This is a genomic window from Vibrio gelatinilyticus (assembly GCF_022836845.1).
GTDB lineage: Bacteria > Pseudomonadota > Gammaproteobacteria > Enterobacterales > Vibrionaceae > Vibrio > Vibrio gelatinilyticus.
This window is the reverse complement of the sequence record NZ_JAJNNZ010000005.1, coordinates 303,112-329,392: the sequence shown is the minus strand read 5'-3', so window position 1 is coordinate 329,392 and position 26,281 is coordinate 303,112. Positions and strand designations below refer to the sequence as shown.

The window sequence follows — 26,281 nt, the reverse complement described above, 5'->3', positions numbered from 1 at the left end:
AGGTTACATCCTCGATAACGACAACGCTCCGCCAAATGTGGAAGACTTCCTGGTTAGTGATGATGAAAATCAAGTGACTATTGATTTTGGCCCTTACGCCACCGACAGAGAGGACGACGCTTCGACAACGGACGACAAAGAAACCAGCATAATCATTGTCGAAGACGTTACAAATGGGCAGCTCTATTATATCGATAGCGAAACTAACGAACGCGTTGATGTTGAGGTGGGTACCATATTACTCGACTCTGTTCCGCTACAGTATGAGGCTGAAGATATTTATTTCAATGCCACAGATGTTGGGTTTTCTGGTGATCTGTCTGATTTAGAGCAAGGAGGTATTATTCTAAGCGGCGGTACCTATGATGATAACGTTATTGATGAAGATAACCTAACGGGAGAACCCATTGGATTTAATGATACAAATGGTGACAAACGTGGTTTTGGGGTCAATAGTGAGGGTAAAGCTGATGCTAGTAACGCCCATGAAGTTGAGTCAGAAGAGAATGAATACATGTCATTGAAGTTCAGAGAAGGTGTCACCGTTACGCAAACATCGATCTCTTTGGCTAACCTGACGGCCCATTTTAAAGACGGGGGAAATGGAGAATCAGCACAACTCAACTTTTTCTTATTTAAAGATGGGGAGCTAGTCGAAACTATCATGCTGAGTAGCGGTACGGACATTAATATCACTGGTCATGAGTACACGGCAGAATTGGCTTATGAAGGCGGCTTTGATGAAGTGCGTATGACGGTCACATCTTCAGATAATGGAGCCAACTTTGTACTTCAAGGGGTTGAGGTCGATGAGTCATCAATTCAAGACACCCTGGTGTATCAAGCGATCGACTCTGATGGCTTATACAGTGAAGAGACAGCAACAGTCGATATTCTGCTAGACGAAAACCATGATGTCTATATCGCTAATGATAGTGGCGAAACATTACAGGGCACAGATAAGAATTTTGACGTGCTCCGTGGTGGTCTGGGCGATGATACGCTGTATGGCCTTGCAGGCGATGACTATCTTCTTGGTGGAGAGGGAGAAGATGTTCTGTCTGGTGGTGCTGGAAATGACATTTTATCAGGAGGTGACGGCGCAGATACCTTCGAATGGCTGGATGCTGATTTAGATGGTAGCACTGATACCATTAGAGATTTCTCTTTAGAAGAAGGAGATAAGATTGATTTATCTGATATCTTTGATGATGTCGATGGAACAATCGATGAGATTATCTCCGAACACATAACGGTGTCCGATAGCGATGGGGTTACGGAAATTACGCTTACAAAAGGTGATCAGAACGTAATGATTGAAATTGAAGGTTTAGCGGCGGATACGGTCCGCGATAACTTGAATGATCTACTTATCATCAAAGAGACTTAGCCTCTTTTTTGTATCATATTTAAGACAGCTCACTAAAAAAGAGTCTCGCTTATGCGAGACTTTTTTCGTTTTTGAGATTTTTTAAAAAAACAAAGCTTATCTTCTCTTTAACAGTACAAAATTCTGATAGTTAGGCGTATATAAATAGGAGTAAACCAAAATTTCCGTGTTTCTAGGCGCTTGCATTGAACAACTAAGCTGTCTTTCTGACACAGGTAACATCACAAAAATGCGATCTCCATGAAATGTTTGTATTGGAGGTAGAGGGAGTTAACGATGAGTATTTCTTCACTTTTGGGTTTAGCGTCTGTAACTGGGGCAATTGTTCTTGATGCGAATGGTAAGCTAGTTATCTTACCTGAGGGAGTGCAGCCTAGACCTGGTGATGTGGTGATTTCAAACATAGAAAATGTTGATATTGGCGAAGATTTGGATGTTGCAATTGTACAGCCAGATGGAAGTGCTCAAACCGTTGCTATTGATAACGGAACCCAGATAGTTTCCGGATCTGATGTTACCGCTGAAACGGACGCTGCAGATATTATTGCTCAGATCGAGGCTGGACAAGATCCTACCCAGAACGAAGAACAGGCACCAGCTGCAGGTGGCGGACAAAGTTCTAGTCTTATTAACTCAGCTACCCAGGAAAGAACGGGTGCAGAAACCATAGCGCAAACTTTCTATGAAACCGCTGGCCTTCAAAGGCAAGGGCTTACCCAACCTCAAGCCATTTCACTCCTTGATTTAGCATCAAACTCAGCGCCTTCAACATCATTTGTTTCTCGAACCTACGATGAAGAATCACAAGATGGTCTACTCAATCTCTCCTTCCCAACGGATCTCAATGATGATCCGTTGACGGTGACCATCACTTCGTTACCAATACTTGGTACCATCACATTGCAAGATGGTACACCTATTGAAGTCGGCCAGGTATTGAGCAAGGACCAATTTGAAAATTTGCAATACGACGCTCCTCAGGATTATGTGCCAGGCACTGATGCAGGAAACATGACCTACACGGTGGATGATGGCCGAGGCGCTGCAAACTCGGTTCAGATAGGCGGCGTAGAGATCATTCTTAATCCGATAAACGATATTCCAATCACAGACATATCGAGTACATTCTCGGGTGAAGTTGTTGAGCAAGGTAACCTTGATGACGGCTCTGTCGTGCCGGGAACCGCACAAGCGTCCGGAGTTATTATTGTTTCAGATGCTGATAATGATGCTGTTGTGAGCTTTAGTGTTGAAAACGAGTCTAATGACTATGGTGAGCTCACAGTTGATCCTGAGACTGGCCAGTGGAACTTCGTGCTCGACAATGAGTCTCCCCAAACTCAGGCACTAAAAGAGAATCAAAGTGAAGAACTAACCTTTACGGTTAATGTGACTGACGATAAGGGCGCCTTGGTTCAAGAGACTATCACCATAGTGATCTCGGGAACCAATGATTTACCGATGATCAGTGATGCCAGTGACGTGATAGGAACTGTTTTTGAAGCGGGTAATCTTGATGATGGCACCGTGGTAGATGGAACGGTACAAGTTAAAGGGAATATTATCGCCAGCGATGTTGATGCCGACGCGCAACTGACCTATACCGTGGTTGATGACAGTAATTTATATGGCAGTTTTTCGGTTGATAAAGACACCGGTGAATGGATCTACACGTTAGACAATGATTTAACTGAAACGCAGAGCTTAAAAGAAGGTGAGACACGTCAGTTGGAATTCGTCGTATTAGTGACCGATGAATTTGACGCTGTGAATTCTCAGAAAGTAACTATTACCGTCACAGGCACCAATGATCAACCGGTAATTGAAGACACCAGTGATACCACAGGGTCGGTTATTGAAGCGGGTCATGAAGACGACGGCACAGTTGTAACGGGCACGCCGCAGGCGACAGGCAACATCATTGCCACCGATGTCGATGAAACGACAGGTTTAGAGTACGTTGTGACTTCGGGGGATACGGATTACGGCACGTTTTCTATCGATGACGAGACAGGTGAATGGACCTACGATCTTAACAACAACTCAGTAAATACCCAGGCACTTAAAGAAGGTGAGACGAAAGAGCTGTCATTTACTGTCGAGGTGCGTGATGAGTTCGATGCTGTCACGCAACAAAACGTACTCATCACTATAACGGGCACCAACGATCAGCCAGTAATCGAAGAGACCAGTATTACTGCTGGTGAAGTTATTGAAGCCGGAAACTTAGATGATGGCACCGCTGTACCTGGCGAGCCGCAGGCCACGGGCAACATCATCGCTACTGATGTCGATGAAACTGCAGGCCTAGAGTATTTTGTGACTTCGGGTGACAGCGATTACGGTACGTTCTCTATCGATAAAGAGACGGGGGTGTGGACATACGATCTTAACAACAACTCAGCAAGCACCCAGGCGCTTAAAGAAGGCGAGAGCAAAGAACTGTCGTTTACCGTTGAGGTGCGTGATGAGTTTGATGCTGTCGCACAACAAATCGTGCTCATAACCATTACAGGCACCAACGATCAGCCAGTAATCCTAGGCTCCAGCGATACTACGGGTGATGTCATTGAAGCCGGTCATGAAGACGACGGCACCATTGTAACGGGCACGCCGCAGGCAACGGGCAACATCATTGCCACCGACGTCGATGAAACGACAGGTTTAGAGTACGTTGTGACTTCGGGGGATACGGATTACGGCACGTTTTCTATCGATGACGAAACAGGTGAGTGGACTTACGATCTCAACAACGATTCAATCAAAACTCAAGCACTTGAAGAAGGCGAGAGCAAAAAATTGTCGTTTACCGTCGAGGTGCGTGATGAGTTTGATGCTGTGGCACAAGAAACAGTCATCATCACGATCACGGGCACTAACGACAAGCCTATTATTGAAGAAGAAAGCGATATTTCAGGTACAGTGATCGAGTCGGGTCACCTCGATGATGGCACCATTGTCGATGGCGATGCGAAAGCAACCGGCACCATTGTCGCCAGCGATGTAGATAACAATGCAGTACTGAAGTTTTCTGTTGAAGACGACAGCAACGATTACGGCTATTTTAGTATTGATGAAGACAGCGGTGAATGGACGTTTGAGTTAGACAACACGTTACCTGCTACTGAAGCACTAAAAGAAAACCAAACCAAGATCCTCAGTTTCGTCATTGATGTCACCGATGACAATGACGCGGTCACTCAGCAAACCGTGACAATTACGTTAAGCGGCACCAACGATCAGCCAGTAATTAAAGACACCAGCGATACTACGGGTGACGTCATTGAAGCGGGTCATGAAGACGACGGCACCATTGTAACGGGCACGCCGCAGGCAACAGGCAACATCATTGCCACCGATGTCGATGAAACGACAGGTTTAGAGTACGTTGTGACTTCGGGGGATACGGATTACGGTACGTTTTCTATCGATGACGAGACAGGTGAGTGGACTTACGATCTCAACAACGATTCAATCAAAACCCAAGCACTTGAAGAAGGCGAAAGCAAAAAATTGTCGTTTACCATCGAGGTACGTGATGAGTTTGATGCTGTGGCACAAGAAACGGTCATCATCACGATCACGGGCACTAACGACAAGCCTATTATTGAAGAAGAAAGCGATATTTCAGGTACAGTGTTCGAGTCGGGTCACCTCGATGATGGCACCCTTGTCGATGGCGATGCGAAAGCAACCGGTACCATTATCGCGAGCGATGTCGACAACAACGCAGTACTGAAATTTTCTGTTGAAGACGACAGTAACGATTACGGTCATTTTAGTATTGATGAAGACAGCGGTGAATGGACGTTTGAGTTAGACAACACGTTACCTGCTACTGAAGCACTAAAAGAAAACCAAACCAAGATCCTCAGTTTCGTCATTGATGTCACCGATGACAATGACGCGGTCACTCAGCAAACCGTGACAATTACGTTAAGCGGCACCAACGATCAGCCGGTAATTAAAGACACCAGCGATACTACGGGTGATGTCATTGAAGCCGGTCATTTAGATGATGGCACCGTGGTATCAGGAACGCCGCAGGCAACAGGCAACATCATTGCCACCGACGTCGATGAAACGACCGGTCTGGAGTATTTTGTAACCTCTGGTGACAGTGATTACGGTACATTCTCTATCGATAAAGAATCGGGTGAATGGACTTACGTACTTAACAATCAATCTCCGCAGACTCAGGCTCTGTATGAAAATCAAATCAAAGAGCTGAGCTTTACGATCGAGGTCCGCGATGAATTTGACGCAGTCAGCGAAGAGACGGTGACCATTACAATCACAGGCACTAATGATGTTCCTAATATTCAGGCTACAGGTAATAAAACTCTACGAGAAGACGTGAGAGTTGCCAGAGAAGGTCTGCTTAAAGACAGGGACCCAGATGATAACGAGGAACACACTTGGCTCATTACCAGCGACAATAGCGGTACCTATGGTAACTTCTCGATTTTTACCGACTCACAAGGTCGAACCAAATGGCGTTATGAGCTAGAAGGTGATGCGTCTCAAACCCAAGCGGTTCAATCTCTGGAACACGGTCAGGTTGTATTTGAAGAATTCACCGTACAAGTGACCGACAAATATGGGGCTACCGATGAAAAAACCATTCGCTTTAAAGTGGTTGGGACTAATGATGCGCCAGTCATCGAGGGTGAACACTTTGGAGAGGTAACGGAAGACAACTTCCCAGGGGGGGATGATACTCAGACTATTCAAGTCGCTGGCGATCTGAACGTCGTTGATATCGATACTAACGATGAGCATTCATGGTCGATCAACTCGACAAAAGGCTCTTACGGCAGTATTAGCCTCGACGAAACCACCGGTGAGTGGGTGTATACCCTGAATAACGATAACCCTAACGTACAAGCACTGCACCCAGATGACGCCCCACTAACCGAAACCTTTACCGTGACAGTGCGAGACGACTCTGGCGCTGGCAATAACAGCGCGACCCAAGAAATCACCATCAATATTCTTGGAACCAATGATGCGCCAAGCTTGAGCGGTAAAGTGACGGGCAGTGTCATTGAAGCTGTGGAAGGCAAACAGCAAGCCGTTGGGGCCTTGGTTGTTTCTGATGTTGATACGACAGACAGTCATCAGTGGCAGGTTATTGGTGAAGATGCTAACGGCGTGAAAGAGGGCACCTACGGTACTCTTGTGGTCGATGACCACGGCAATTGGACTTATGATCTTGAAAGTGACTGGCCAGCAACACGCTCAATTCCACCGGGTACGACGGAAGTGGATGTCTTCCAAATTGAAGTAATGGATGAACTGGGCGAAACCGACACCATTACCGTGACCATTTCGATTGCGGGTACCAACACCGCCCCTGAAATCGCGGTATCACCTAAGTACGTCGTGGTAGAAGATGGGCCAGTCATTGGTGGCCAGATCATTACAGGCGTGCCGACGCAAGAACAGCTAGATCAGAATGTTATTGGCGGTGGCGATCCTGATATCGGTGATGAGGTTAGCTGGAGTGTTATCACCAACGGCCAATACGGTGATTTCATTATTGATGAAAATACCGGTACATGGCGCTACGAGCTTGATAACAGCAATCCTGTGGTCGATGCACTCGATAAGGACGATATCTTAGTGGGTGGTGATACCGTAACTGTGCGCGTTGTCGACAAGTACGGCATTGAGTCCATCAAAGAGATTTCGATTGAAATTGTCGGTGCTAACGATGCGCCAAATATAAAAGGTGCGACCTCGCGAACCATTAGTGAGGACATACTTGATACCAATAACCTAAGCACCACAGGGCAGCTTCAAGCTGGGGATCCTGATGCGGATGACAGTCACATCTGGAGTATTTCCGACACCAACGCTGGCGAAGGGGTCTACGGTAGCCTTTCACTTGACGAAAGCACGGGGCAATGGACTTACACTCTCGACAAACCTGAAAAATTTGACGAGCTACAAAGCTTAAATCGCGATGAGGTGAGAACAGAAACTTTTGAAGTGACGGTGACAGATTCCCACGGTGAAACGTCAACGAAAAATGTGGTGATTGTTATTGATGGTGAAAACGATTTGCCAACGGTATCAGGTGTAGTGACAGGGACATTCTATGAAGACAACAACACGCCTGATCCAAGTGATGATGCAACAACAATCAGTGGCCAGGCCGTTCTATCTGATATCGACAATAATGACTTTGCTAAATTCGTGATGCCCGAAGGAGAAACCGAGCGTTCTTATACGGGGTTGCGCGGCGATCTTACCATTGATGCCGATGGTCATTGGTTTTTCACCCCTAAAAACGACATCCTGCAGTCTATGGCTGAAGGTGAGCAGCAAGATGAGATCTTTACTGTTATCGCTCAGGATCAATTTGGGGGGACGATCACTCAAGACATTACCATTACCCTGATAGGTACTAATGACGCGCCAATCATATTTGGTGATTCAACCGGTACTGTGGTTGAAGACGGAACGGAAGATGTCTTTGGTGTTGATTTGACCATCGTTGAAGGGCAGCTTTACTCAACAGATATCGACAACAATAGTAGCGTTGATTTTTGGAGTATATCTGGAGCCTCACAAGGCACATACGGCAGCTTGTCGGTGGATCCTGACACGGGTAAGTGGACCTACACTCTTGATAGCACACTCACCGCGACACAAGATTTGGATGCGGGTCAAACCGGTAGCGAAACATTCTATGTCACGATGACAGACAATGACGGCGCGGTTTCAGGTACTCATCAGATTACGATTAACGTGGTTGGGCAAGATGAAACCGTACCCGGTGAGGCTGTCGACCATCAAGGCGGAGGCGGTGCATATGGTCACGATCACCCACATATTCTGGATAGTGAAACTATCGAATTACAAGAAGATACCACGCTAACGAGCAACAGCTTTGCGTTACCAGATGGCTACCTCAATATTGTTGCAGAGTCAGGTGGCATCTACGGCCAGTTGATTGAAGATCCGGACAACCCTGGGCAGTGGAAATATGAATTAGACAATGACTCACCATTGGTGCAAAGCCTTGATGAGGGGCAAGTCGTTACTGAAACCTGGCGTATTGAGGTGCCAAGACAAAATCCAGGTAACGGACAAGCTAATGGCCTACCACAAGGGGTGTACGACTATTACGAAGTTAAGGTCAATATAACCGGCAAGGCCGACAAACCTGAAATTACCTACGAAACTGATACCAACAGCCCTCAAAACGATACCATTTTGCTTGGAGAGGCCCTAGAAGATGTCAGTTCAACCATCACAGGTTATCTGGGTGTTGAAGATATCGATATGGGTGAAGTGTTTGAGTGGAGCGTTGATAACAGCACAGGTACTTACGGAACATTGACGGTTGATCCTGATACTGGAGAGTGGACGTACGTGCTCGATCCTGGGGTTCAGTTACCCGCTGAATCGGAAGTGTTTGATACCTTTAATGTGACGGTAACAGATACCGATCCAGCAGAGGGCCTGGCAACGAAATCAGACACCAGAGAAGTGAAAGTTAAAATTGTCGGCACGGCTGAAAATATCGATAACCCTAATCCTGGCGATCAGCAAATTGTCGTTGAAACCATTAGTACCGTAGAAGACAACAATACGCCGGATAGCGAGCCTGAAAGCATCGTTATATCTTCCACACAACCTCTGACACTGGACTCGAATCTGAGCTTGGGAGATCAGATATCCTGGACGCTGGTGGATGGGGCTGGTACATATGGCTCGATCGTGGTGTTCCAAGATGGCAGCTGGACTTTCACTCTTGATAACGACAGTCAGGCGGTTCAGTCTTTGCAGACGGGTGAAACTCGTGAAGATGTCTTTGAGGTCTTTGCTGTCGACCAATACGGCAAAACCATCGTGGATGATCAAGGACTGCCACAAACACTGCAAATTGTAGTCAAGGTTGATGGCCTTAACGACAAGCCGGAACTCAGTGCAAACGTTTTTCAAGCCATTGAAGCGGATGACTCAGATGAAATGATCTCAGGTACCTTGTCCGTGCAAGATGTCGATACTAACGACTCGCACACCTGGCAGGCACAGGCGACAGACGTCAATCCTGACTATGGCACATTAACGTTAGAGCTTGATGGTTCGTGGAGTTATCAGGCCACGACGACTCACCCTGATATTGTTGCTCTAAATCCCGATCAGTCTATTGCTCAGACCTGGTTAATTACAGTAACAGATGAGCACGGGTTAGAAGCGCAGCAAACGCTGACCATCAACATCAACGGCGCGAATGATCCACTGACCATGCAAACGGATGACGGCAGCGTGACAGAGGGGTTAACGGGTGGAGAATTGGTCTCGGTAACCAAAGCGATCACCCTCGCAGATGACGATGCGGGTGATGAGCTGAATGTCAAAGCCGTTGACCTCAATGGTACCTATGGACGCTTTATCGTTGACCCAGTAACGCAAACATGGACCTACGAATTGGCTAATGACAAGCCTCATGTTCAAGCGCTAGGTGAGGGCGTTTCGTTGACTGAGCAGTTTGTGATTCAAGGTTATGATAAATATGGCGCTGAAGTATCTGAAACTGTAGAAGTGACGGTATTTGGCTCAAACGATTCGCCATCGGTGAGTGGTGATATCGTCGGTAGCGTTTCGGATGTCATTGGCGATAGTGTAGCAGGTCAGCTGGCCGTTTCAGATGTGGATATTGGCGACAATGTTAGCTTTGTGGTGACAGAAGATTCTGATCTAGGTGCTTTTAATATCGACGCAAACGGCAATTGGACGTTCGACATCGATCCCGACAATGCGACCGTGAATGCGTTGGCTAAAGGGCAAACCATGATCACAACGATCACTGTTGTGGCAAGAGATGATTCTGGCACCGCAGCGACCAGTGATTCAGAAGAAACCAAGATCACGATTATGATTGTGGGTTCCAACGATGCTCCGGCTATTATTGATGTTGCAACTCAACAACTGATCGAAAATACGCTCACTGATCTGTCGGGCAACTTTGACAGTGGCGATGTTGATACCGTTAGTGTGGCTGATACTCATCAGTGGCAATTATTGTCGGGGGATGATCGCGGCGAATTGACAATCAACCCAACGACAGGCGCGTGGACTTTCCAACTGACCGGTGATTTTGAGTATTTGCAAGCAGGCGAAACCCTAGCAGCACCATTGCAGTATGAAGTCAGAGTGACAGACGAACATGGTGCAAGTGATACTCAAATTATCGAGTTTCAGGTGACAGGTACCAATGACTCCCCGGCGGTCTTGGTGGGTGAAAGTACGTTACTTAGCACGGTATTCGAAGACCAGGTAGGTGGCAGTGACAGTACAATGGGTATCGTTAAGATCATTGATGTTGATAGCAACGATACGCAGAGCTACAGCCTGGCGAGTGATAGCATTCTTACTGAGTTGGTCGGTAACTACGGCACCTTGAAACTGCTACCGGGTGACAGTGCCGATACGATCAAGTGGGAATACGTTCTAGACCAGAGTAAAGCAGACTCGCTCGGAGAAGAGATTGTTCAAGAGCAGTTTGATTTATATATTGAAAGTATAGTGTCGGGCAGCCCACTGGGTGATGCCATTACCCAGACCATTACCATCAACATAGATGGCAATAACGATGTACCTGAGATAACAGGCTCGTTTAGTGGCGATGTTAAAGAGGGTGCGCAGGACAGTGCTGATGGCGTTATAAATACCAACGATGTGGATGGACCGAGTACGGTCACGCGTGCATTGCAAGGAGGCACTCTGGTCAGTGGTTCGCTATACCGGGCGACGGGTAACTATGGCCAATTGACCTTCGATACCAATACTGGTGTGTGGGCATATGTCCTATTGGCAGGCAGTACAAATGCACTGGCTTCCGGTGAACAGCAACCAGATACATTTTATATCGATGTCAGTGATGGTGATGTGACCATTGCACAGCCAATTACAGTTACCGTCACGGGTAATGAGAGTGTCAAAGGTGAAAGCCTGCAAGCTGATATATTGAGTGCCACTTCGGATGACGAATGGCTGTTTGGGAACGACGTGCCACTTGAAGGTGGAGTGACTTCAGACCAAACACAACAAGATGTGTTCCAATGGGATAATGCCAACCTTGCAGGTCAAGATGTCATTAAAGACTTTGACGTCAAAAATTTTGCCAATTCAAATGATCCCGCGGTAATGCATGATGTGGTTGATTTGCAAAATGTGGTTTTCCAACCTAGCGTTTTGCTGTCGGAGCAATTGACGATTGAAGAGCAAAATGGCGATACCGTAATTCAAGTCCTAGATGGTGGCAGCAGCGTTCAAGCTATTGTGATAGAAGGCGTGACATTAACTCAATTACTTAATGCCACAGAGAGTGACATTGATGGAATGAGCAACGCAGAGTTAATTGTTGCGCTGCATCAGACAGGGCAGCTGGCTTTGCCGGACCAAATCAGAGTTGGTTCAGATTCTGATGAAATCCTAACCGGAACCGCCAGTAGCGATATCATTGTTGGCGGTGGAGGCCATGATATTTTAACCGGCGGTGACGGAGCTGATTTGTTCTTGTTTACCGAAGCGTCGGCTGGCTCTCTTGCATCACCCTCTATGCAGACGGTGACGGATTTCTCTATAGGTGAAGACTTATTGGATATCTCGGACTTGTTGCCAGAACATGATGCATTAAATGATCTGCTGTCGCATATTACGGTAACAGTCAATGATGATGCTAGCGACCCGAACGATATCATCAGTACTGTTATCAGTATTCAAAATGGTGACGAACGCACGGACATAACACTCGAGGGTGTGGGTTGGGATGCGTTGAACATATCGGATTCCAATGTGGTTAATGACCCTGGTTCTCATCAGCTAGATCTCATTAGTGCTTTAGATACCTTGCATATCATCAAAACAGAGATGTAATTCACTGAGCACAAAAAAGGGCGATGATTAAGATTAATCATCGCCCTTTTCCATTTGTTTTGTTAGCGATTAAGCGTTGGCTTTACGCTGCTCTGCTTTACATACAGCCGCGGTAAATACCACATCGGTAGAGCTGTTAAGCGCTGTTTCTGCGGAGTCTTGAATGACACCAATAATGAAACCCACCGCGACAACTTGCATCGCTACATCATTGGAAATACCAAACAATCCACAAGCAAGTGGGATCAGTAACAGCGAACCACCAGCGACACCTGAAGCGCCACAAGCTGATACCGCCGCCACAATGCTAAGAAGCAATGCGGTTAGTAGGTCAATTTCAATGCCCATTGTGTGAACGGCAGCGAGAGTCAGAACCGTGATGGTGATAGCAGCGCCCGCCATATTGATGGTCGCACCAAGTGGGATAGACACAGAGTAAGTGTCTTCATCAAGCTTGAGCTTTTCACACAGTGTCATGTTGACTGGGATGTTAGCGGCACTCGAACGTGTAAAGAAGGCGGTTACGCCACTTTCACGTAGACACTGCAGTACCAGTGGATATGGGTTTTCTTTCGTTTTTACATAAACGATGATTGGATTCACAATCAAAGCAATGATAGCCATGGCGCTGAGCAATACGAAGAGGAGCTGAGCGTATCCTGCGAGTGCGGAAAAACCAGTCGTTGCGAATGTGCTAGCCACCAAACCAAAGATACCAAAAGGAGCTAGGCGGATAATAAAGCGTACAATTTGTGATACGCCATGGCTTAGATCTTCAAAAACCGCTTTTGTTGTGTCAGAAGCATGGTGCAGTGCCAAGCCCAAGCCGATTGCCCAAGCAAGAATACCAATATAATTGGCACTCATTAGAGCGTTGACTGGGTTATCAACCAGCTTGAAGAGCAAGGTATGCAGTACTTCACCAATACCTTGTGGCGGTGTCGCACCTTCAGCACCTGCGACAAGCGTTAATGTCGTTGGAAACATAAAGCTCAAGACAACGGCTGTCAGAGCGGCAGAAAAGGTACCAATCAAATACAGCACGATAATTGGGCGCATGTGAGTGGTTTGATTTTTCTTTTGATTGGCAATCGAAGCTGCAACAAGAATGAATACTAAAATTGGGGCAACAGCTTTTAGAGCGCCAACGAACAGGCTACCCAGCATACCGACACTTTGTGCAGCATGAGGCGAAACGAGGGCCAATATGACACCAAAGCCAATACCAGCGAGGATCTGAAGTACCAGATTTCCATTGGCATAGCGGGCTAATAGGCGAGAGTTTTGCATTTTTATCCCTTTTATATTTTGTAGTGAAATATGTTTGCATGGGACATATTATCTGGGTGAATTTATGTGTCCAGACATAATTCAGTTTTAGATTATAATCGTGGGGGTTGTTGCAATAGGTGGGGTTTTGTGCTGATTTTTGGTTTGGGAAAGGTTAACAACTCTTTTGAAACTGTTAACCTTGAAATAACGTTAGTATCCTTTCTTGCGATGTTTCTTTTCGGCCATGACTGAGCGGCAAAGCTTACCAAACTGTTTGTCTTTACTCCGCTTCTCAGCGAGGCTGGCACTGTTGTGTGCTTGCTCTTTTAGTAACTTGAAATAGTTTTCAAGCCGACGCGCTTCAAGACTGCCGTTCTCTAGGGATTGCCGAATCGCACAACCGGGCTCGTTGGTATGATGACAATTATTGAATCGACATTGCGATGCCAGAGACTCAATATCAGAAAATGTCTCTGCTAATCCGTCTTCACAGTCGGTTAACTGGATTTCGCGCATCCCGGGAGTATCAAGCAGTAATCCGCCCTCAACGACTTTATGAAGCGATCTTGAAGTCGTTGTATGGCGTCCTTTGCTGTCGTCCTCTCTGATGCTGCCAGTCTCTTGAACGCTACTTTGCATCAAGCTATTCACCAGCGTTGACTTGCCGACACCAGATGAACCCAGAAAAGCAACGGTTTGCCCTGTTTTACACCAAGAACTGAGTCCTGTTAAGGTGTCGGGATCAAGTGCATTCACAGTTTCAATAAGCAGAAAATCATCGAGTGACAGTACTTGCTGTCGCTTGTCTTCAACATCATCACAAAGGTCGGCTTTGGTCAGCACGATAACCGCATCGGCGTTAGACTCGTTAACCAGCGCTAAATATCGTTCGATACGACTCAGATTAAAGTCGTCATTCAAAGAACAAACGATAAATACGGTATCGACATTCGCGGCAATATATTGCTCGGCAACCTTGGGTCCAGCAGCCTTACGGCGAAACAGTGATTTTCGGTCAAGTAAACGCAGAAACTCCCGTTCAGGTGATAGCAGCATCCAATCACCCACTGTCATCGAAGGATACTTGGTATGATGCTCTAAATGGAATTCGTCAGTTTCGGTACAAATAGCGTAGCCGCTTCGATGATGAGCAACGATTCGGCCCGGTTGAACGCCTTGATACTCTTCAAGCGTAAGTTGTTGCTGGAAAAAAGTGTTCCAGCCGAGTTCATTTTTTGAAATGGGGTGTTCAAATAAAGGTTTCATTGTATGTCCCTAAGTTTGCATCAAGTGCAAAAATGACAAAGGGTCGGCTTCTTAAGGAAGTAAGAAATGGCGCTATCGCGCGTAGACCCCGGTTAATGATCACCGGGCAAAAAGGAAGGAAAACAAAAAACTTGTTTATTGCTCTGTACAGTTAGATAAAAAGAGCGATTCCATTTGCCGGGTGGTTATTTAATACAATCATGAGATTCCTCCGGTTATGATTAAAAACGCTTAAAGTTTATCACTACGGCGCTAGAAATCTAGCGCCGTAGTTAATTAGTGGTGTGAGTGGTCCATTTTTTTCATGCCAGCCATTACCTTTTTAACGGGAACCGTTAACGCCTGAATCTCGCCATTTGCAAAGGTAAGCTCCACATCAATTTTTGAGCCCTCAAGCATGGGTTCTTTTACGTCGAGCAGCATGATGTGCAAGCTACCAGGTTTAAGTATGGTGCTGCCATTGGCGGGTATCGTGATGCTTTCAACCTGGCGCATTTGCATAATGTCACCATCCATAATGACATCGTGCAACTCGACAACGGCAGAGGCGTCAGAGACGGCTTTGACAATGACTCTGTCTTTGTCACCATCGTTATTAATTGTGGCAAAAACAGCGCTGGTGGTGGCGTTGGGTGGTGTTGCACGCGCATACGCTTCATCGATATCGATCGTGGCATTGGCAAAAGGGGTTGCGGCCAAGGCTACTAAAGTCAGTATAGTGTTACGAAACGTCATAGTGAGTCACTTTTGTTGTTGGTGGTGGATTGATTACTGGTCAATATTGAGGCGCTTTATAGCTTCAATAATTGGCGCTGGATTGAGCGTATGTGGCACTTTTTCAATTAGCTCTCCTTGTGGAGAAATAAAGTAAAAGTAGGAACTATGATCAAGGGTGTAACCCAGTTTAGAATCGGCCAGCTCAGTTTTTCTGAAAATTACACCATATTTGTGCGCAAGGGGTTGAGTGACGTCTAGAGGGGCAGATAATCCCTCGATCATTGGGTGGAAGTACTGAGCATATTCATGGGATGCACTGGCGGCATCGCGCTCTGGATCCAGTGATACAAACATCGGGCGGACCTGCTGCTTGAGTTGGTCATCAATTTGATTGAGGGCGCCAGCCAGCATTGCCAGCGATGTGGGGCAAACATCGGGACAGCGAGTAAAGCCGAAATAGACGATTCTGGTTCTAGGGTCTTCTTCATCAAATATCTGTACTGGCTGGTCACTTTCACCAAATAATACAGCTTGCGACACTTGTTCAAGTAACCGTTCGGCTTTCAGTTCGGCTTTCAGTTCGTTTTGCGAATCAATATAGGATTTAACGCCAAAGCCCATCGCAAAGGCAACAACTAAAACTAATGACCAGTTTCTATTCATTTTTTTGACCTTATTGCAGCAAGAACTGAGAGCTTGCCATCACTTAAACTACCAAGCCACGTCATACTGTCTTCAGTACAAATTGGTAGCGTAATGTCACCCTGATAAGAACCATCCGGTTGTTTATGCAGAATGTGTTTGGTGGTACCCATCGACATTTCCAATCCGTCTAAAGTCAGCAGCAATTGTTGTGGCTCGTCGCTTGACCAGTCAGCGTTGAGCTTGATGGTTTTTAATGGGTGAGCGAAGTCTTCTGACAGTTGCATGACGACATTTTCTTGAATGCAGGGGGTTTGAGAGAGTAGGCAATAATCGTCGATATTGATTTGCTTATCGTTATTGAGCAGATCTGGCAGATAGAAACCTGCGAGTAGAGCGATGGCGACGAAAGATAGTTTTACTAAATTGTTCAATTTGTTAATCGCGTTCAGTCCATGAAAACTTGATATTATCACAGGACGCTATTTGGTGAATGTCTACAGCTTATAAAAAGTAGATTTTCAGCACACTATCCACGCAAATGTATAACGTTGATGTCGCCAATGCGATGCTCATCGCAGCTGAAAAATATGAAAAAAACGGAGCTCATCGGCTCCGTTTTTTATATGTGGTGCAGCGCGTTACTTTTCGCCACGCTCAGCAATTCTTTCGAGTCCCAGAACGAGTGCAATAGCACACAGCATCAGCACGATGGCAATTGCCAGCTGTGCCGGTTGACCTGTTACAGATTCAAAGTTGAGTGGTGATAAATTTTCCTGGATAAGAGGAACTTGCTCACCCTTGGAGTTTGCGCGCCATGAAATGGTCTCTTTCCAAGGCCATAACTTAGGTAGCGTACCGACCATCAGGCCCGTCAAAAAGACCAAAGCAAAGTCGCGATAGCGTTTCAATAACCAGGACAGTAAGTGTGAGAAGGAAAGAAGTCCTATTAAACAGCCCGTTGCGAACAAAGCCATGACATCGAGCTGAAGGCTCTTTACAGCCCCTAACACAGGTGTATACATGCCGATCAGCAATAGAATAAAACTGCCTGAGATACCCGGCAATATCATCGCGCAGATGGCAATAGCACCCGCAATGAAGATGTTGATGCTGGTCGGATCCATTTGCAATGGCTTAAGAACCGTAATGCTGTAGGCAAAGGCAACGCCTAACACCATAAATACCAGGCGAGATAAGGTTCGCTGTTCTACCTGCCTCATCATGTGATACACGGACACCAGAATCAGTCCAAAGAAGAACGACCAAATTGGCACCGGATGGGTTTCTAGCAACCACGAAATGGTTTTCGCCAACGTCAGAATGCTGGTAAGAATGCCACCAAATAAAGCGATCAGGAAGAAGCCATTAATATGCTCGAATGCAGCCTTAAAACCTTCACGTCGCCAAAGTCCAATAATGCTTGGGTTCACTCGGCGAATACTTTCCAATAATGTGTCGTAAATACCGGTAATAAATGCGATGGTACCCCCTGAAACGCCAGGTACTACGTCCGCCGCTCCCATTCCCATGCCTTTCAAGAATGTCGTTAAATAATTCTTCATGTCTTTACATCAGTTACAAAAGATGGAGCAGAGTATATACGAGTTGCAGATAAGGTTAAAAACATATTGTCGCTAAGCTATCTTGATAGCCTAAACCGTTTTCGCTATTCCCGGAGCTAAGAATTGGAAATTAACCGCTGCCTGGTGTTCATCATGAGGTCCAACCAACCTGATGATAGCGAGGATATTTCGTGATTGTATGTCTGACTACTGATAGCCTGTGGGCGAATTTCAGGAGTAGCCAATGAACATGCATAACCAACAATACCAATCACATGACTTTTCAAAGCAAGACTTGTCTCATGCGCGTTTTGTAAACTGCAAATTCATACGATGTAATTTTTCAAACACCAATTTGAGAGAGGCTCAATTTATTGATTGCAGCTTCGTTGAAACGACGGATCTTGAAGGGTGCAGCTTTGAGTATGCAGACTTAAGGGATGCAAGCTTTAAAAACTGCCAGTTGTCTATGTGCCAGTTTGTAGGCGCGAATTGCTTTGGCATAGAACTTCGTGAATGCGACTTGAAAGGTGCCAATTTTTATCGGGCCAGCTTTACCAACCAGGTCAGTCACAGTGTCTATTTCTGCTCAGCCTACATAACGGCCTGTAATTTGTCGTACGCTAATTTTGACAATCAATGCATCGAGAAATGTGATTTGTATGAGAACCGGTGGGTTGGTGCAAATTTGCAAGGTGCTTCCCTCAGAGAGTCCGATCTAAGTCGCGGCGTGTTTTCGCCAGATAGTTGGTCACAATTTAGTTTACAAGGCTGTGATCTCACCCATACCGACTTAGAAGGTTTAGACCCAAGACGTATCGATCTCACAGGCGTTAAAATTTGTGCCTGGCAGCAAGAGCAGCTTTTAGAGCCATTGGGGTTGATAGTGGTGCCTGGCTAGCGGGTTATCCATACGAGTGACAAGAGGATCTCAACCCCAGAAAGCAGCAATAGGGCGATAGTTTACCGAAATACCCATCATTTAGGACTACTGATAAAAAAAACATCACCACGAGAAAGCGCTTTCTTTTTCGAGAGCTAGATCGACTTCTGGCCAATAAAAATAGGAAAAGTGTCAATTTGGAGAGCGGGTAGTGGCAGAATACTGGCAGATATTCGGTGGTCATGATTAATAGCGGTTCACAAACCAGAGACATGATCAATGCACGATTTCATCCTGTAAAGACTCAAAAGAAAGTTCAAATAGCAGTATTTCCTGAACTTGCCATTGCCTCTTTTGAGTGAATGCGACGAACCTAATTACTCTACCGAACGGATTATTACAGAAATGCAAAAAGAAAAAATAATCATCGCCCAGAAAAGGCTTATTCCTGTCAGCCGTCAAGCCGCTTGCGAGGGCATTGTCCTGCTTGAAAATAAGGACGCTGTACTGCCAATTAAAAATGGCGAGATAATCTCATTATTTGGACGTTGTCAGATCGATACCTACCGCAGTGGTACGGGATCTGGGGGCGCAGTGAATGTGCCTTATGCTGTGAATGCACTAGAAGGCTTACGTGCCAATACTTCAGTTAGGCTAAATGAAGAGTTGGTCTCAGTGTATGAAAATTGGTTGGAAGATAACCCGTTTGAAGACGGCGGGGGCGCATGGGCAGCTGAGCCTTGGTTTCAACATGAGATGCCTGTTGATGACCAGCTTGTTCAGCAAGCGGCGCTGAACTCTGACAAAGCCATCGTATTTATTGGTCGTACTGCAGGTGAAGATCAAGACAACGCTGACGCGCCTGGCAGCTATCGGTTGACTGATGTCGAAATGACCATGGTTGAAAAAGTCACCGCTCACTTTGAACGCGTGATCATTGTTTTCAATACCACCAATATTATGGATATGTCCTGGTTGGAGACCACGGCCAACAAACACGCCATCAAAGCGGTTCTCTACAGCTGGGCGGCTGGAATGGAAGGTGGTCATGCGCTCGCTGATATTCTTAGTGGCGATGTTTCACCCAGTGGGCGATTAACTGATACCATCGCCTATCAACTGGCAGACTATCCATCGTCAGCCAACTTTGGTCGTAAGGACTACAATCAATACGCCGAGGATATTTACGTCGGCTATCGTTACTTTGAAACCTTTAAGCCGCAAGCAGTGCAATACGAATTTGGCGCGGGTCTGTCGTATACTGAGTTCCGTCAAGATGTTGAGGGTTTCACCGTTGAAGGTGAGGGGGATGACAGCCAGCTGCACTTTGATGTCACGGTACACAATATTGGTGAAGCATTTGCGAGCAAAGAGGTGGTGCAGGTTTACTGTGAAGCGCCACAAGGAGAGCTTGGCAAGCCGGCAAGAGTTTTGGTTGGGTTTGCAAAAACGCAACTCATTGAGCCTGGAGAAAGTGAGACCATTCGCATTTCTGTGCCCCTAAAATCACTGGCATCTTATGACGATAGTGGTGCGACTGGTCACCGTAATTGTTACCTGCTTGAAGCGGGTTGCTATCAGTTTTACGTGGGCAGCAGTGTGCGCAAAGTCCAGCGTGTTCCATCACAGCTAACTCTGGCTTCATTGCTGGTTATCGAAAAACTCTCTGAAGCGGCGGCACCAATTCAGGCATTTGATCGTTTGATGCCAGGAGAGCGCAATAACGATGGAACCTACCAGGAAACTTATCAGGCGGTGCCACTAAGAAGCATCAACCTAAAAGAGAGAATGGATCAAGATGCACCAACAACCTATGACATCACAGGTGATCAGGGAATAAAACTGATTGATGTGAAGGAAGGGCGCGCATCAATGGGATCGTTTATCGCTCAGCTAAGCGAAGATGATCTGGCAACCATTGTTAGAGGTGAAGGCATGTGCAGCCCCAAAGTCACCCCTGGCACAGCGGCCGCCTTTGGTGGTGTGAGCGACAGTTTATTTAATTTTGGTATTCCGGTGGTAGCCGCAGCCGATGGCCCGTCGGGTATCCGTATGGACAGTGGCCATAAGGCGACACAAGTGCCTATTGGTACTTTGTTAGGGTGTACCTGGAACCAACCCCTTAATGAGGCACTGTTTTTCGCAGTAGGCCAAGAGATGCTGGCCAATCAGATTGATACTCTGCTCGGTCCCGGTATTAACATTCACCGCCACCCCCTCAACGGCCGAAACTTCGAGTATTTCTCTGAAGATCCCTTTATGACGGGATCCATGGGGTCAGCACAAACTCGAGGGTTAAGTCGGGCTGGAGTGTCAGGTACTCTTAAACACTATGCGAGTAACGATCAAGAGACCGCGCGTTCAGAGGCAGACAGTGTGATGTCGGAAAGAGCTCTGCGTGAAGTGCATATTCGAGCCTTTGAAATGGCAGTGAAAGAGGGCAATGCCTCTACCATCATGACGGCTTACAACCCAGTGAATGGTCATTGGACGGCCTCTAACTACGATTTAAATACTACTATTCTGCGTGGAGAGTGGGGTTACACCGGGATTGTTATGACGGACTGGTGGGCGAAGATGAACCACCCAGTTGAAGCTGGCAAAGAAGCGCGAACATTCACTTCTTACATGATTCGCTCGCAGAACGATTTGTATATGGTGGTCGAAAATGACGGTGCCCAGACCAATGCGATGGGTGATGATACGCAAGAAGCACTTAAAAATGGCAGCTTGACTGTGGGTGAGCTGCAGCGCTGTGCAATGAATATTTGTCGTTTCATCATGGCAGCGCCAGTCATGGAACGTCCATTGATAGCCTTTGACCCAGTGAAGTCATTTGCGGCACTAGACGCTTACAGCAACGTTGAGGCACCTTCGCTAGATAATCCATTGCTACTCAACATTACGAGCAATACCACCTTGCACTTTTATGCGCCACAAGATGGAGTCTATCAATGTAGCGCGATTGCGAACTACCATCGCGATGCTTTGTCTCAGTCTTCGTGCAGTTTGAGCTTTAATGGCGACTTTGGAATGTCGTTGCCTGTTAATGGAACAGAAGGTAAATCAGCGACTGTCGAAGGGCTGCAGGTTAAACTTGAGCAAGGTGTTTATCGACTTGATATCGATTTTGTAAAAGCAGGCATGACGCTTGAGCAAGTCATATTTACTAAACAATAACGACTCGTTAATGAATTAGTACAGTAATATCGCTCTTAGGGCACTTTTCCGTTTGGTATTTTCTATTGGGTGGTAATCCGGTAGATATCGAGGGGTAAAGTGCCTTTTTTGTGGTGATTTTTCGGCGTTACATGGTTAACTGTGTTGAATAGAGATCTTTGTTGTTAACTATTTTGAGATGGCTTTAGATAGCTGGTGGTCTGAGCAAGAAGGCGGTTGCTTGCTCGCCAGGGAGTTATCCTTTTGGGTTTATTTTACTAGCGTCAGCGCCACTAGATGATGTTTGTGTTTTGTGAGTATTGTCGCGACATTTTTGAAACCAAAAACGCTGGCGACCAACAGATCTAGACATAGTAAGTCCTCATAGGTATTAAAATTTAATTAGGTAAAAACACACTCAACATCGAAATCAACGAAAAAGACAGACGCTTTATCGCGAACTAAAAATTGAAGTGGTGTTGGGTTAATAGGGGCTATAACGAATATGTAATCAACAGAAATCAAGTGGCAAAACGTGTAGAGATGACGATTTGAATATTGAGGTTGATGAACAGTGTTGGCTTTCTGGAGGTTTATCTAAAAGACGAGAAGGGTACTAGGCTGTGATAAAAGGGGAAAGCAACGCGAACAAGCTAGGCTTGTTCGCGTAACGAAGAACTCTTATAGAGCTACAACGTTTGAAGCTTGAGGGCCTTTTTGACCTTGCTCAACTTCAAAAGAAACTTTTTGGCCTTCAGCTAGAGTTTTGAAACCCTCTGAAGCGATAGCACGGAAGTGTACGAATACGTCAGCGCCGCCGTTGTCTTGAGAAATGAAACCGAAACCTTTCTCTTCGTTAAACCATTTTACGATACCAGTAGTTTTGTTTGACATGTGATGTCCCTTAAAAATTTTAGTTAAATTGAGCGTCGCAGTTTGCGACAGCGTTGTTCGTTTGAGTTATCTAATCGTACGATGAAGCTAAGGGAATTACAGATGTTTACAACAATAACGAAGGAAGTCTGAAGATTTGCTTTTACTTAATGTGTTTTAAATAACTCTGCTTAACAAAGCGAGTGCAATCCTACAGTAGAATCCTAGGTTGTAAAGGTTTATTTTCCCAATTTATTCAAATTTGTTGGTTTTTATGAGTTTAGCTATTGATTTTATTGATAATTTTCAAGAATAAATATGTGATAGCCAAATTCATGGGCAAACCTTGTGCAAATATCTACCTCATTCTTGATGTCTTTCCATGCTGCGCTCGAAGATAGCTCTGTCTCTAGCGTATTCACTCGTTCTGCTAAAGGTACATAATAATTCATCCAAGCCTCCTCACTCATCGCAAAGTGCTCTACAACGCGATATCCCGCTTGTGTGATTTGTTTAATTCTCGTTTCGACCAACTGAATGTCTGGGTATTCTTGTTTCCAGAAATCAATCGACACTTGGCTAGGCAGTGAGGTTCGCCATACCATGTCGCTCAGCATTAAGTGGCCCCGGTGTTTCAAGAGCGCTTTCCATTCAGCCAGTGCTTTTTCTACACCCATAATATAAGCGCTGCCCTCTGCCCAGATGAGATCAAAACTCTCATTCTCAAACGGCAGTTCTGTCATGCTCGCACACACAGTGTTGAGCCGCGAAGAAATGCCTTGCTGATTAAACCGCTCAGATAGGCTGTTAAGGGCAGATTGCTCATTGTCGATAGCGGTGATGCTTGCTTTGCTGTGCTCGGCAAGTACTTGGGTGGAAAGCCCTTTGCCACAGCCAACTTCGAGTATATGGGTGACATCCTTTGGCACTACAGATAAAGCTTTTTGTGTATCGCTCTCACTGCCAGGCCCCCAACGCTCTAAAGGTTCAAAAACTCTCATAAAGTCAGTCATATACAAGTCATGTTCGTTCATGTTTTTTGATAACCATCTTAATCGAATCGCTTCTTTTTCACTAAAGCCTTGCTTCATTAACCAACCCATATGAGCATCTGGAGCCAACTGGTCCAAATCCTGGTGCCATGCTTTGAGGTCGCCCTCGCCCAGCATAGCGGCCAGCAATTTTCTTGACTGCTGCTTTTGCTCAATCTCTTCATCTAGCTTTGAAAGGCGGTTTTGTAGCAGTTGCCTATCCACTTTCGCATCCAAACATGCTTTGCACTCTTTCAGCGTTAAACCGCCAGCCAGTAATTGTTGAATCAAACGAACACGTTGTCTATCGGAATCACGGTATATTCGATAGCCATTGTCAAGCCTTTGACCATATATAAGCCCTTGCTTTTCATAATAAAGTAGAGCTGTTCGGGACAAGCCTACAGCGGCAGCTAGCTCAGATATCTTATACACAATAGTAAGCCCATTATTTGTTGATAGTGCGTTATTATAAACTATAAAGTTGTAGACAGGACAATGGAGCGGTAACTCACGCTGGTGGAGGTTGGATTGGTTTTAGTGGTAGTGCTGAAAAGCACCGTTAGAGCACTTTTGGTTAGGTGCAGCCGTTTTGTTAACTTCCCAGCGACAGCGAGCTGATCACTGGGTTTTCTCGGGCGATGCTGTAAAGGTACGGGGAAAGCGAGTCTCGTCCATCTCTCGCGATTGAAGTTGGGGGATTTGGCCGGTAACTATTCTTGAACGCTATTCTAAATACTCATTGACCAAAGACACCTTAGCCCTCGCTACTGGGATACTTTGACTGACGCCACTCAATGACACGAGCGTATTTCTTGCTTCTCGCTGTATTTGCGTTATCAAACTCACGTTAACAATAAAGCTGCGGTGCACTCTTAAGAAATGCTCCGAGCCTAACTCATTTTCAAAGTTGGTCATGGTCTCTTCTGTGACGATGGTCTGCAGCTGGAATTTTCTTTGCCCCGATGTCGTTAGGTTGACCTGTTGGTAGCGGCCGATACTCTCGATGTGGCTGATATCATTCTGGGTAAGTCGATAGGTCGTTTTGCCATCACTAACTAAAATTTCAGAATCAACTAAAGGGGATGTCAGTGGGGGCAGGGCTTTGATTTTTTCAAGGCAGCGCTCAAGTCTGGTTTGGCGAACGGGTTTTAATAGATAGTCCACGACTTTGGTTTCAAATGCGCTTAGCGCGTGCTCTGAATAGGCGGTCACATACACCAAGTGATAGGGGATATGCTCGGTTGCCTTTGCCACCATAAAGCCATCTAACCCGGGCATTTCAATGTCCATAAACACCACGTCGGGCATCCGTTGGCATATCGCTTCAATGCCTTTTTGTGGATCGTTGTAGCTACCAATAACGTCAATCTCTTCAAACGCTGCAAGGCTGCGTTTTAAAGCTTGAGTCGCTGCGGGCTCATCATCTATTAATAAGACTCGGTACACAGCTTTCTCCTTAAAAATCATGTCGAATGGTGATATTTGCGCAGCTAGTGTCGTCGGCAAAATCCATTGAAAAACTGGCGTGGTCGTATTCTAAATTCAAAGTTTCAATAATATTGTTGTGGCCACTGCCTGCTTCAAATGTTGGCGTTGTCAGTTCTGGCCAACTGTTGCAGACAGTTATGCAAAGCTCACTTTTTGCATAGCGAGTTTTGACATCAAGGTGAATGGGGTTGATGGTCTTACTTATTGCATGCTTAATGACGTTTTCTACCAATGGCATTATCAGCATTGGCGGGATTTGCAGCGCTTGACTCTCCTCACCAATATCGATGGAAAAATGCAATCGCTCGGTAAAGCGTGCTTTTTGGATAGCTAAATAGTGCTCAATCAGCTCGACCTCATCACTGAGTAAAATTCGCTTTTTGTCGGAGATTGCAATGGTGCCTCTAAGTAGGTCACTGAGCTCAAAAATAAGCTCTTGAGCAAGCTCGGGGCGCTCAGGGATCTCGCTGTGCAGCAGGTTTAGCGTGTTAAACAGAAAGTGCGGATTAGTTTGAATACGCAAAAGAGAAATCTCAGACTCTTTTAAGGACATTTCCAGCTCCAACGCTTGTTGTTTTAACTGCCAGCTATGAACCACCATAGTGTAAATGGTCACTTGAAGTAATAGATTCAAATGGGTGAGCAGCTTTAGCCGAACCAGTTGAAACATCGTCATGGTATCAAATGTCTTTGGAGAAGGAAGCCCGCTAGAAACGATGGCAATTGCTAACGAAGCCAGACCTAAATTGATCAGGATTTGATGTGACAATTTATAGCGATAGGCTGTACCAAACTTGATATCAAATAGTCGACGCAGCAACCAAAAGAGTGCACATATAGAGAATATGCCAGTGAGCGCTCTAAAAGCTAAACTCAAAGTAATGGGTTTATCTAGCGCACTCATGATGTAGTAAATTGACGAGTAAAGAATGACAGAGTTGATAATTGGCCATACAACTAGCAACAACAAATCATTTCTAGTCAAGGACAACTTGGTAAACAGTGTTTTCAAAGGCAGTGACCTCGAGAACAGCGTTTTTAATAACTGAGATTTCAAAATATGCTCTCTAACAATAAGGAGTCGATAGTATAAGCG

Annotated in this window: 14 protein-coding genes; 4 read left to right on the top strand and 10 right to left on the bottom strand. The window is 45.7% G+C overall.

The features are described from left to right. A partial coding sequence (locus LNL84_RS19745; protein ID WP_279610984.1) for a calcium-binding protein occupies positions 1–1,390 on the top strand: 1,390 nt, incomplete at its 5' end. A 276-nt stretch (positions 1,391–1,666) separates the two neighbouring features. Then, entirely contained in the window at positions 1,667–12,286 is a 10,620-nt protein-coding gene (locus tag LNL84_RS09205) for a VCBS domain-containing protein (protein WP_244356929.1), read from the top strand. A gap of 69 nt (positions 12,287–12,355) precedes the next feature. Here LNL84_RS09205 and sstT read toward each other — a convergent pair whose 3' ends face one another. From sstT to LNL84_RS09175, 6 genes are all read right to left on the bottom strand, one after another. Continuing rightward, on the bottom strand, positions 12,356–13,576 hold the full coding sequence (gene sstT, locus LNL84_RS09200) for a serine/threonine transporter SstT (RefSeq protein ID WP_244356928.1): 1,221 nt from the start codon (positions 13,574–13,576) through the stop codon (positions 12,356–12,358). Positions 13,577–13,768: 192 nt separating this feature from the next. Continuing rightward, positions 13,769–14,824, bottom strand: a complete 1,056-nt coding sequence (rsgA, locus tag LNL84_RS09195; RefSeq protein WP_244356927.1) for a ribosome small subunit-dependent GTPase A — start codon at positions 14,822–14,824, stop codon at positions 13,769–13,771. A 276-nt stretch (positions 14,825–15,100) separates the two neighbouring features. Further along, positions 15,101–15,559 (bottom strand): copper chaperone PCu(A)C, encoded by a 459-nt coding sequence (locus LNL84_RS09190; RefSeq protein WP_244356926.1) that lies wholly within the window; start codon positions 15,557–15,559, stop codon positions 15,101–15,103. 33 nt (positions 15,560–15,592) lie between these two features. Beyond that, positions 15,593–16,204: an SCO family protein gene (locus tag LNL84_RS09185; RefSeq protein ID WP_244356925.1), complete on the bottom strand. Its 612-nt coding sequence runs from the start codon at positions 16,202–16,204 to the stop codon at positions 15,593–15,595. Next, positions 16,201–16,617, bottom strand: coding sequence for a hypothetical protein (locus LNL84_RS09180; RefSeq protein WP_244356924.1), 417 nt, complete (start codon positions 16,615–16,617; stop codon positions 16,201–16,203). Before LNL84_RS09180 ends, LNL84_RS09185 begins: the two co-directional genes overlap by 4 nt. Before the next feature lie 207 nt (positions 16,618–16,824). Beyond that, a complete protein-coding gene (locus tag LNL84_RS09175; RefSeq protein ID WP_244356923.1) occupies positions 16,825–17,748 on the bottom strand; it encodes a polyprenyl-phosphate transporter in 924 nt (307 codons plus the stop codon). Positions 17,749–17,992: 244 nt separating this feature from the next. Between LNL84_RS09175 and LNL84_RS09170 the strand changes: the two genes are divergently transcribed. Continuing rightward, complete coding sequence (locus LNL84_RS09170; protein WP_244356922.1) at positions 17,993–18,649, top strand: Qnr family pentapeptide repeat protein; 657 nt, start codon at positions 17,993–17,995, stop codon at positions 18,647–18,649. A gap of 387 nt (positions 18,650–19,036) precedes the next feature. Continuing rightward, the gene (locus LNL84_RS09165; protein ID WP_244356921.1) at positions 19,037–21,811 is read left to right on the top strand and encodes a glycoside hydrolase family 3 protein; all 2,775 of its coding nucleotides are present in this window, start codon (positions 19,037–19,039) and stop codon (positions 21,809–21,811) included. Between the two features lie 660 nt (positions 21,812–22,471). On the opposite strand, the gene cspE is transcribed toward LNL84_RS09165, so the two are convergent. From cspE to LNL84_RS09145, 4 genes are all read right to left on the bottom strand, one after another. After that, positions 22,472–22,684 (bottom strand): transcription antiterminator/RNA stability regulator CspE, encoded by a 213-nt coding sequence (cspE, locus tag LNL84_RS09160; RefSeq protein WP_244356920.1) that lies wholly within the window; start codon positions 22,682–22,684, stop codon positions 22,472–22,474. Positions 22,685–22,956: 272 nt separating this feature from the next. Next, positions 22,957–24,129, bottom strand: a complete 1,173-nt coding sequence (locus tag LNL84_RS09155) for a MerR family transcriptional regulator (RefSeq protein ID WP_244356919.1) — start codon at positions 24,127–24,129, stop codon at positions 22,957–22,959. A gap of 291 nt (positions 24,130–24,420) precedes the next feature. Continuing rightward, the gene (locus LNL84_RS09150) at positions 24,421–25,143 is read right to left on the bottom strand and encodes a LytR/AlgR family response regulator transcription factor (RefSeq protein WP_244356918.1); all 723 of its coding nucleotides are present in this window, start codon (positions 25,141–25,143) and stop codon (positions 24,421–24,423) included. A 10-nt stretch (positions 25,144–25,153) separates the two neighbouring features. Then, positions 25,154–26,242 (bottom strand): sensor histidine kinase, encoded by a 1,089-nt coding sequence (locus LNL84_RS09145; protein WP_244356917.1) that lies wholly within the window; start codon positions 26,240–26,242, stop codon positions 25,154–25,156. Between the last annotated feature and the right edge of the window lie 39 nt (positions 26,243–26,281).

Excerpts from the sequence above, each read along its gene's own strand:
- LNL84_RS09185 (WP_244356925.1), bottom strand. The coding sequence starts at position 16,204 with ATGAATAGAAACTGGTCATTAGTTTTAGTTGTTGCCTTTGCGATGGGC.
- LNL84_RS09205 (WP_244356929.1), top strand. The coding sequence starts at position 1,667 with ATGAGTATTTCTTCACTTTTGGGTTTAGCGTCTGTAACTGGGGCAATT.
- LNL84_RS09190 (WP_244356926.1), bottom strand. The coding sequence starts at position 15,559 with ATGACGTTTCGTAACACTATACTGACTTTAGTAGCCTTGGCCGCAACC.
- sstT (WP_244356928.1), bottom strand. The coding sequence starts at position 13,576 with ATGCAAAACTCTCGCCTATTAGCCCGCTATGCCAATGGAAATCTGGTA.
- cspE (WP_244356920.1), bottom strand. The coding sequence starts at position 22,684 with ATGTCAAACAAAACTACTGGTATCGTAAAATGGTTTAACGAAGAGAAA.
- rsgA (WP_244356927.1), bottom strand. The coding sequence starts at position 14,824 with ATGAAACCTTTATTTGAACACCCCATTTCAAAAAATGAACTCGGCTGG.
- LNL84_RS09175 (WP_244356923.1), bottom strand. The coding sequence starts at position 17,748 with ATGAAGAATTATTTAACGACATTCTTGAAAGGCATGGGAATGGGAGCG.
- LNL84_RS09170 (WP_244356922.1), top strand. The coding sequence starts at position 17,993 with ATGAACATGCATAACCAACAATACCAATCACATGACTTTTCAAAGCAA.
- LNL84_RS09165 (WP_244356921.1), top strand. The coding sequence starts at position 19,037 with ATGCAAAAAGAAAAAATAATCATCGCCCAGAAAAGGCTTATTCCTGTC.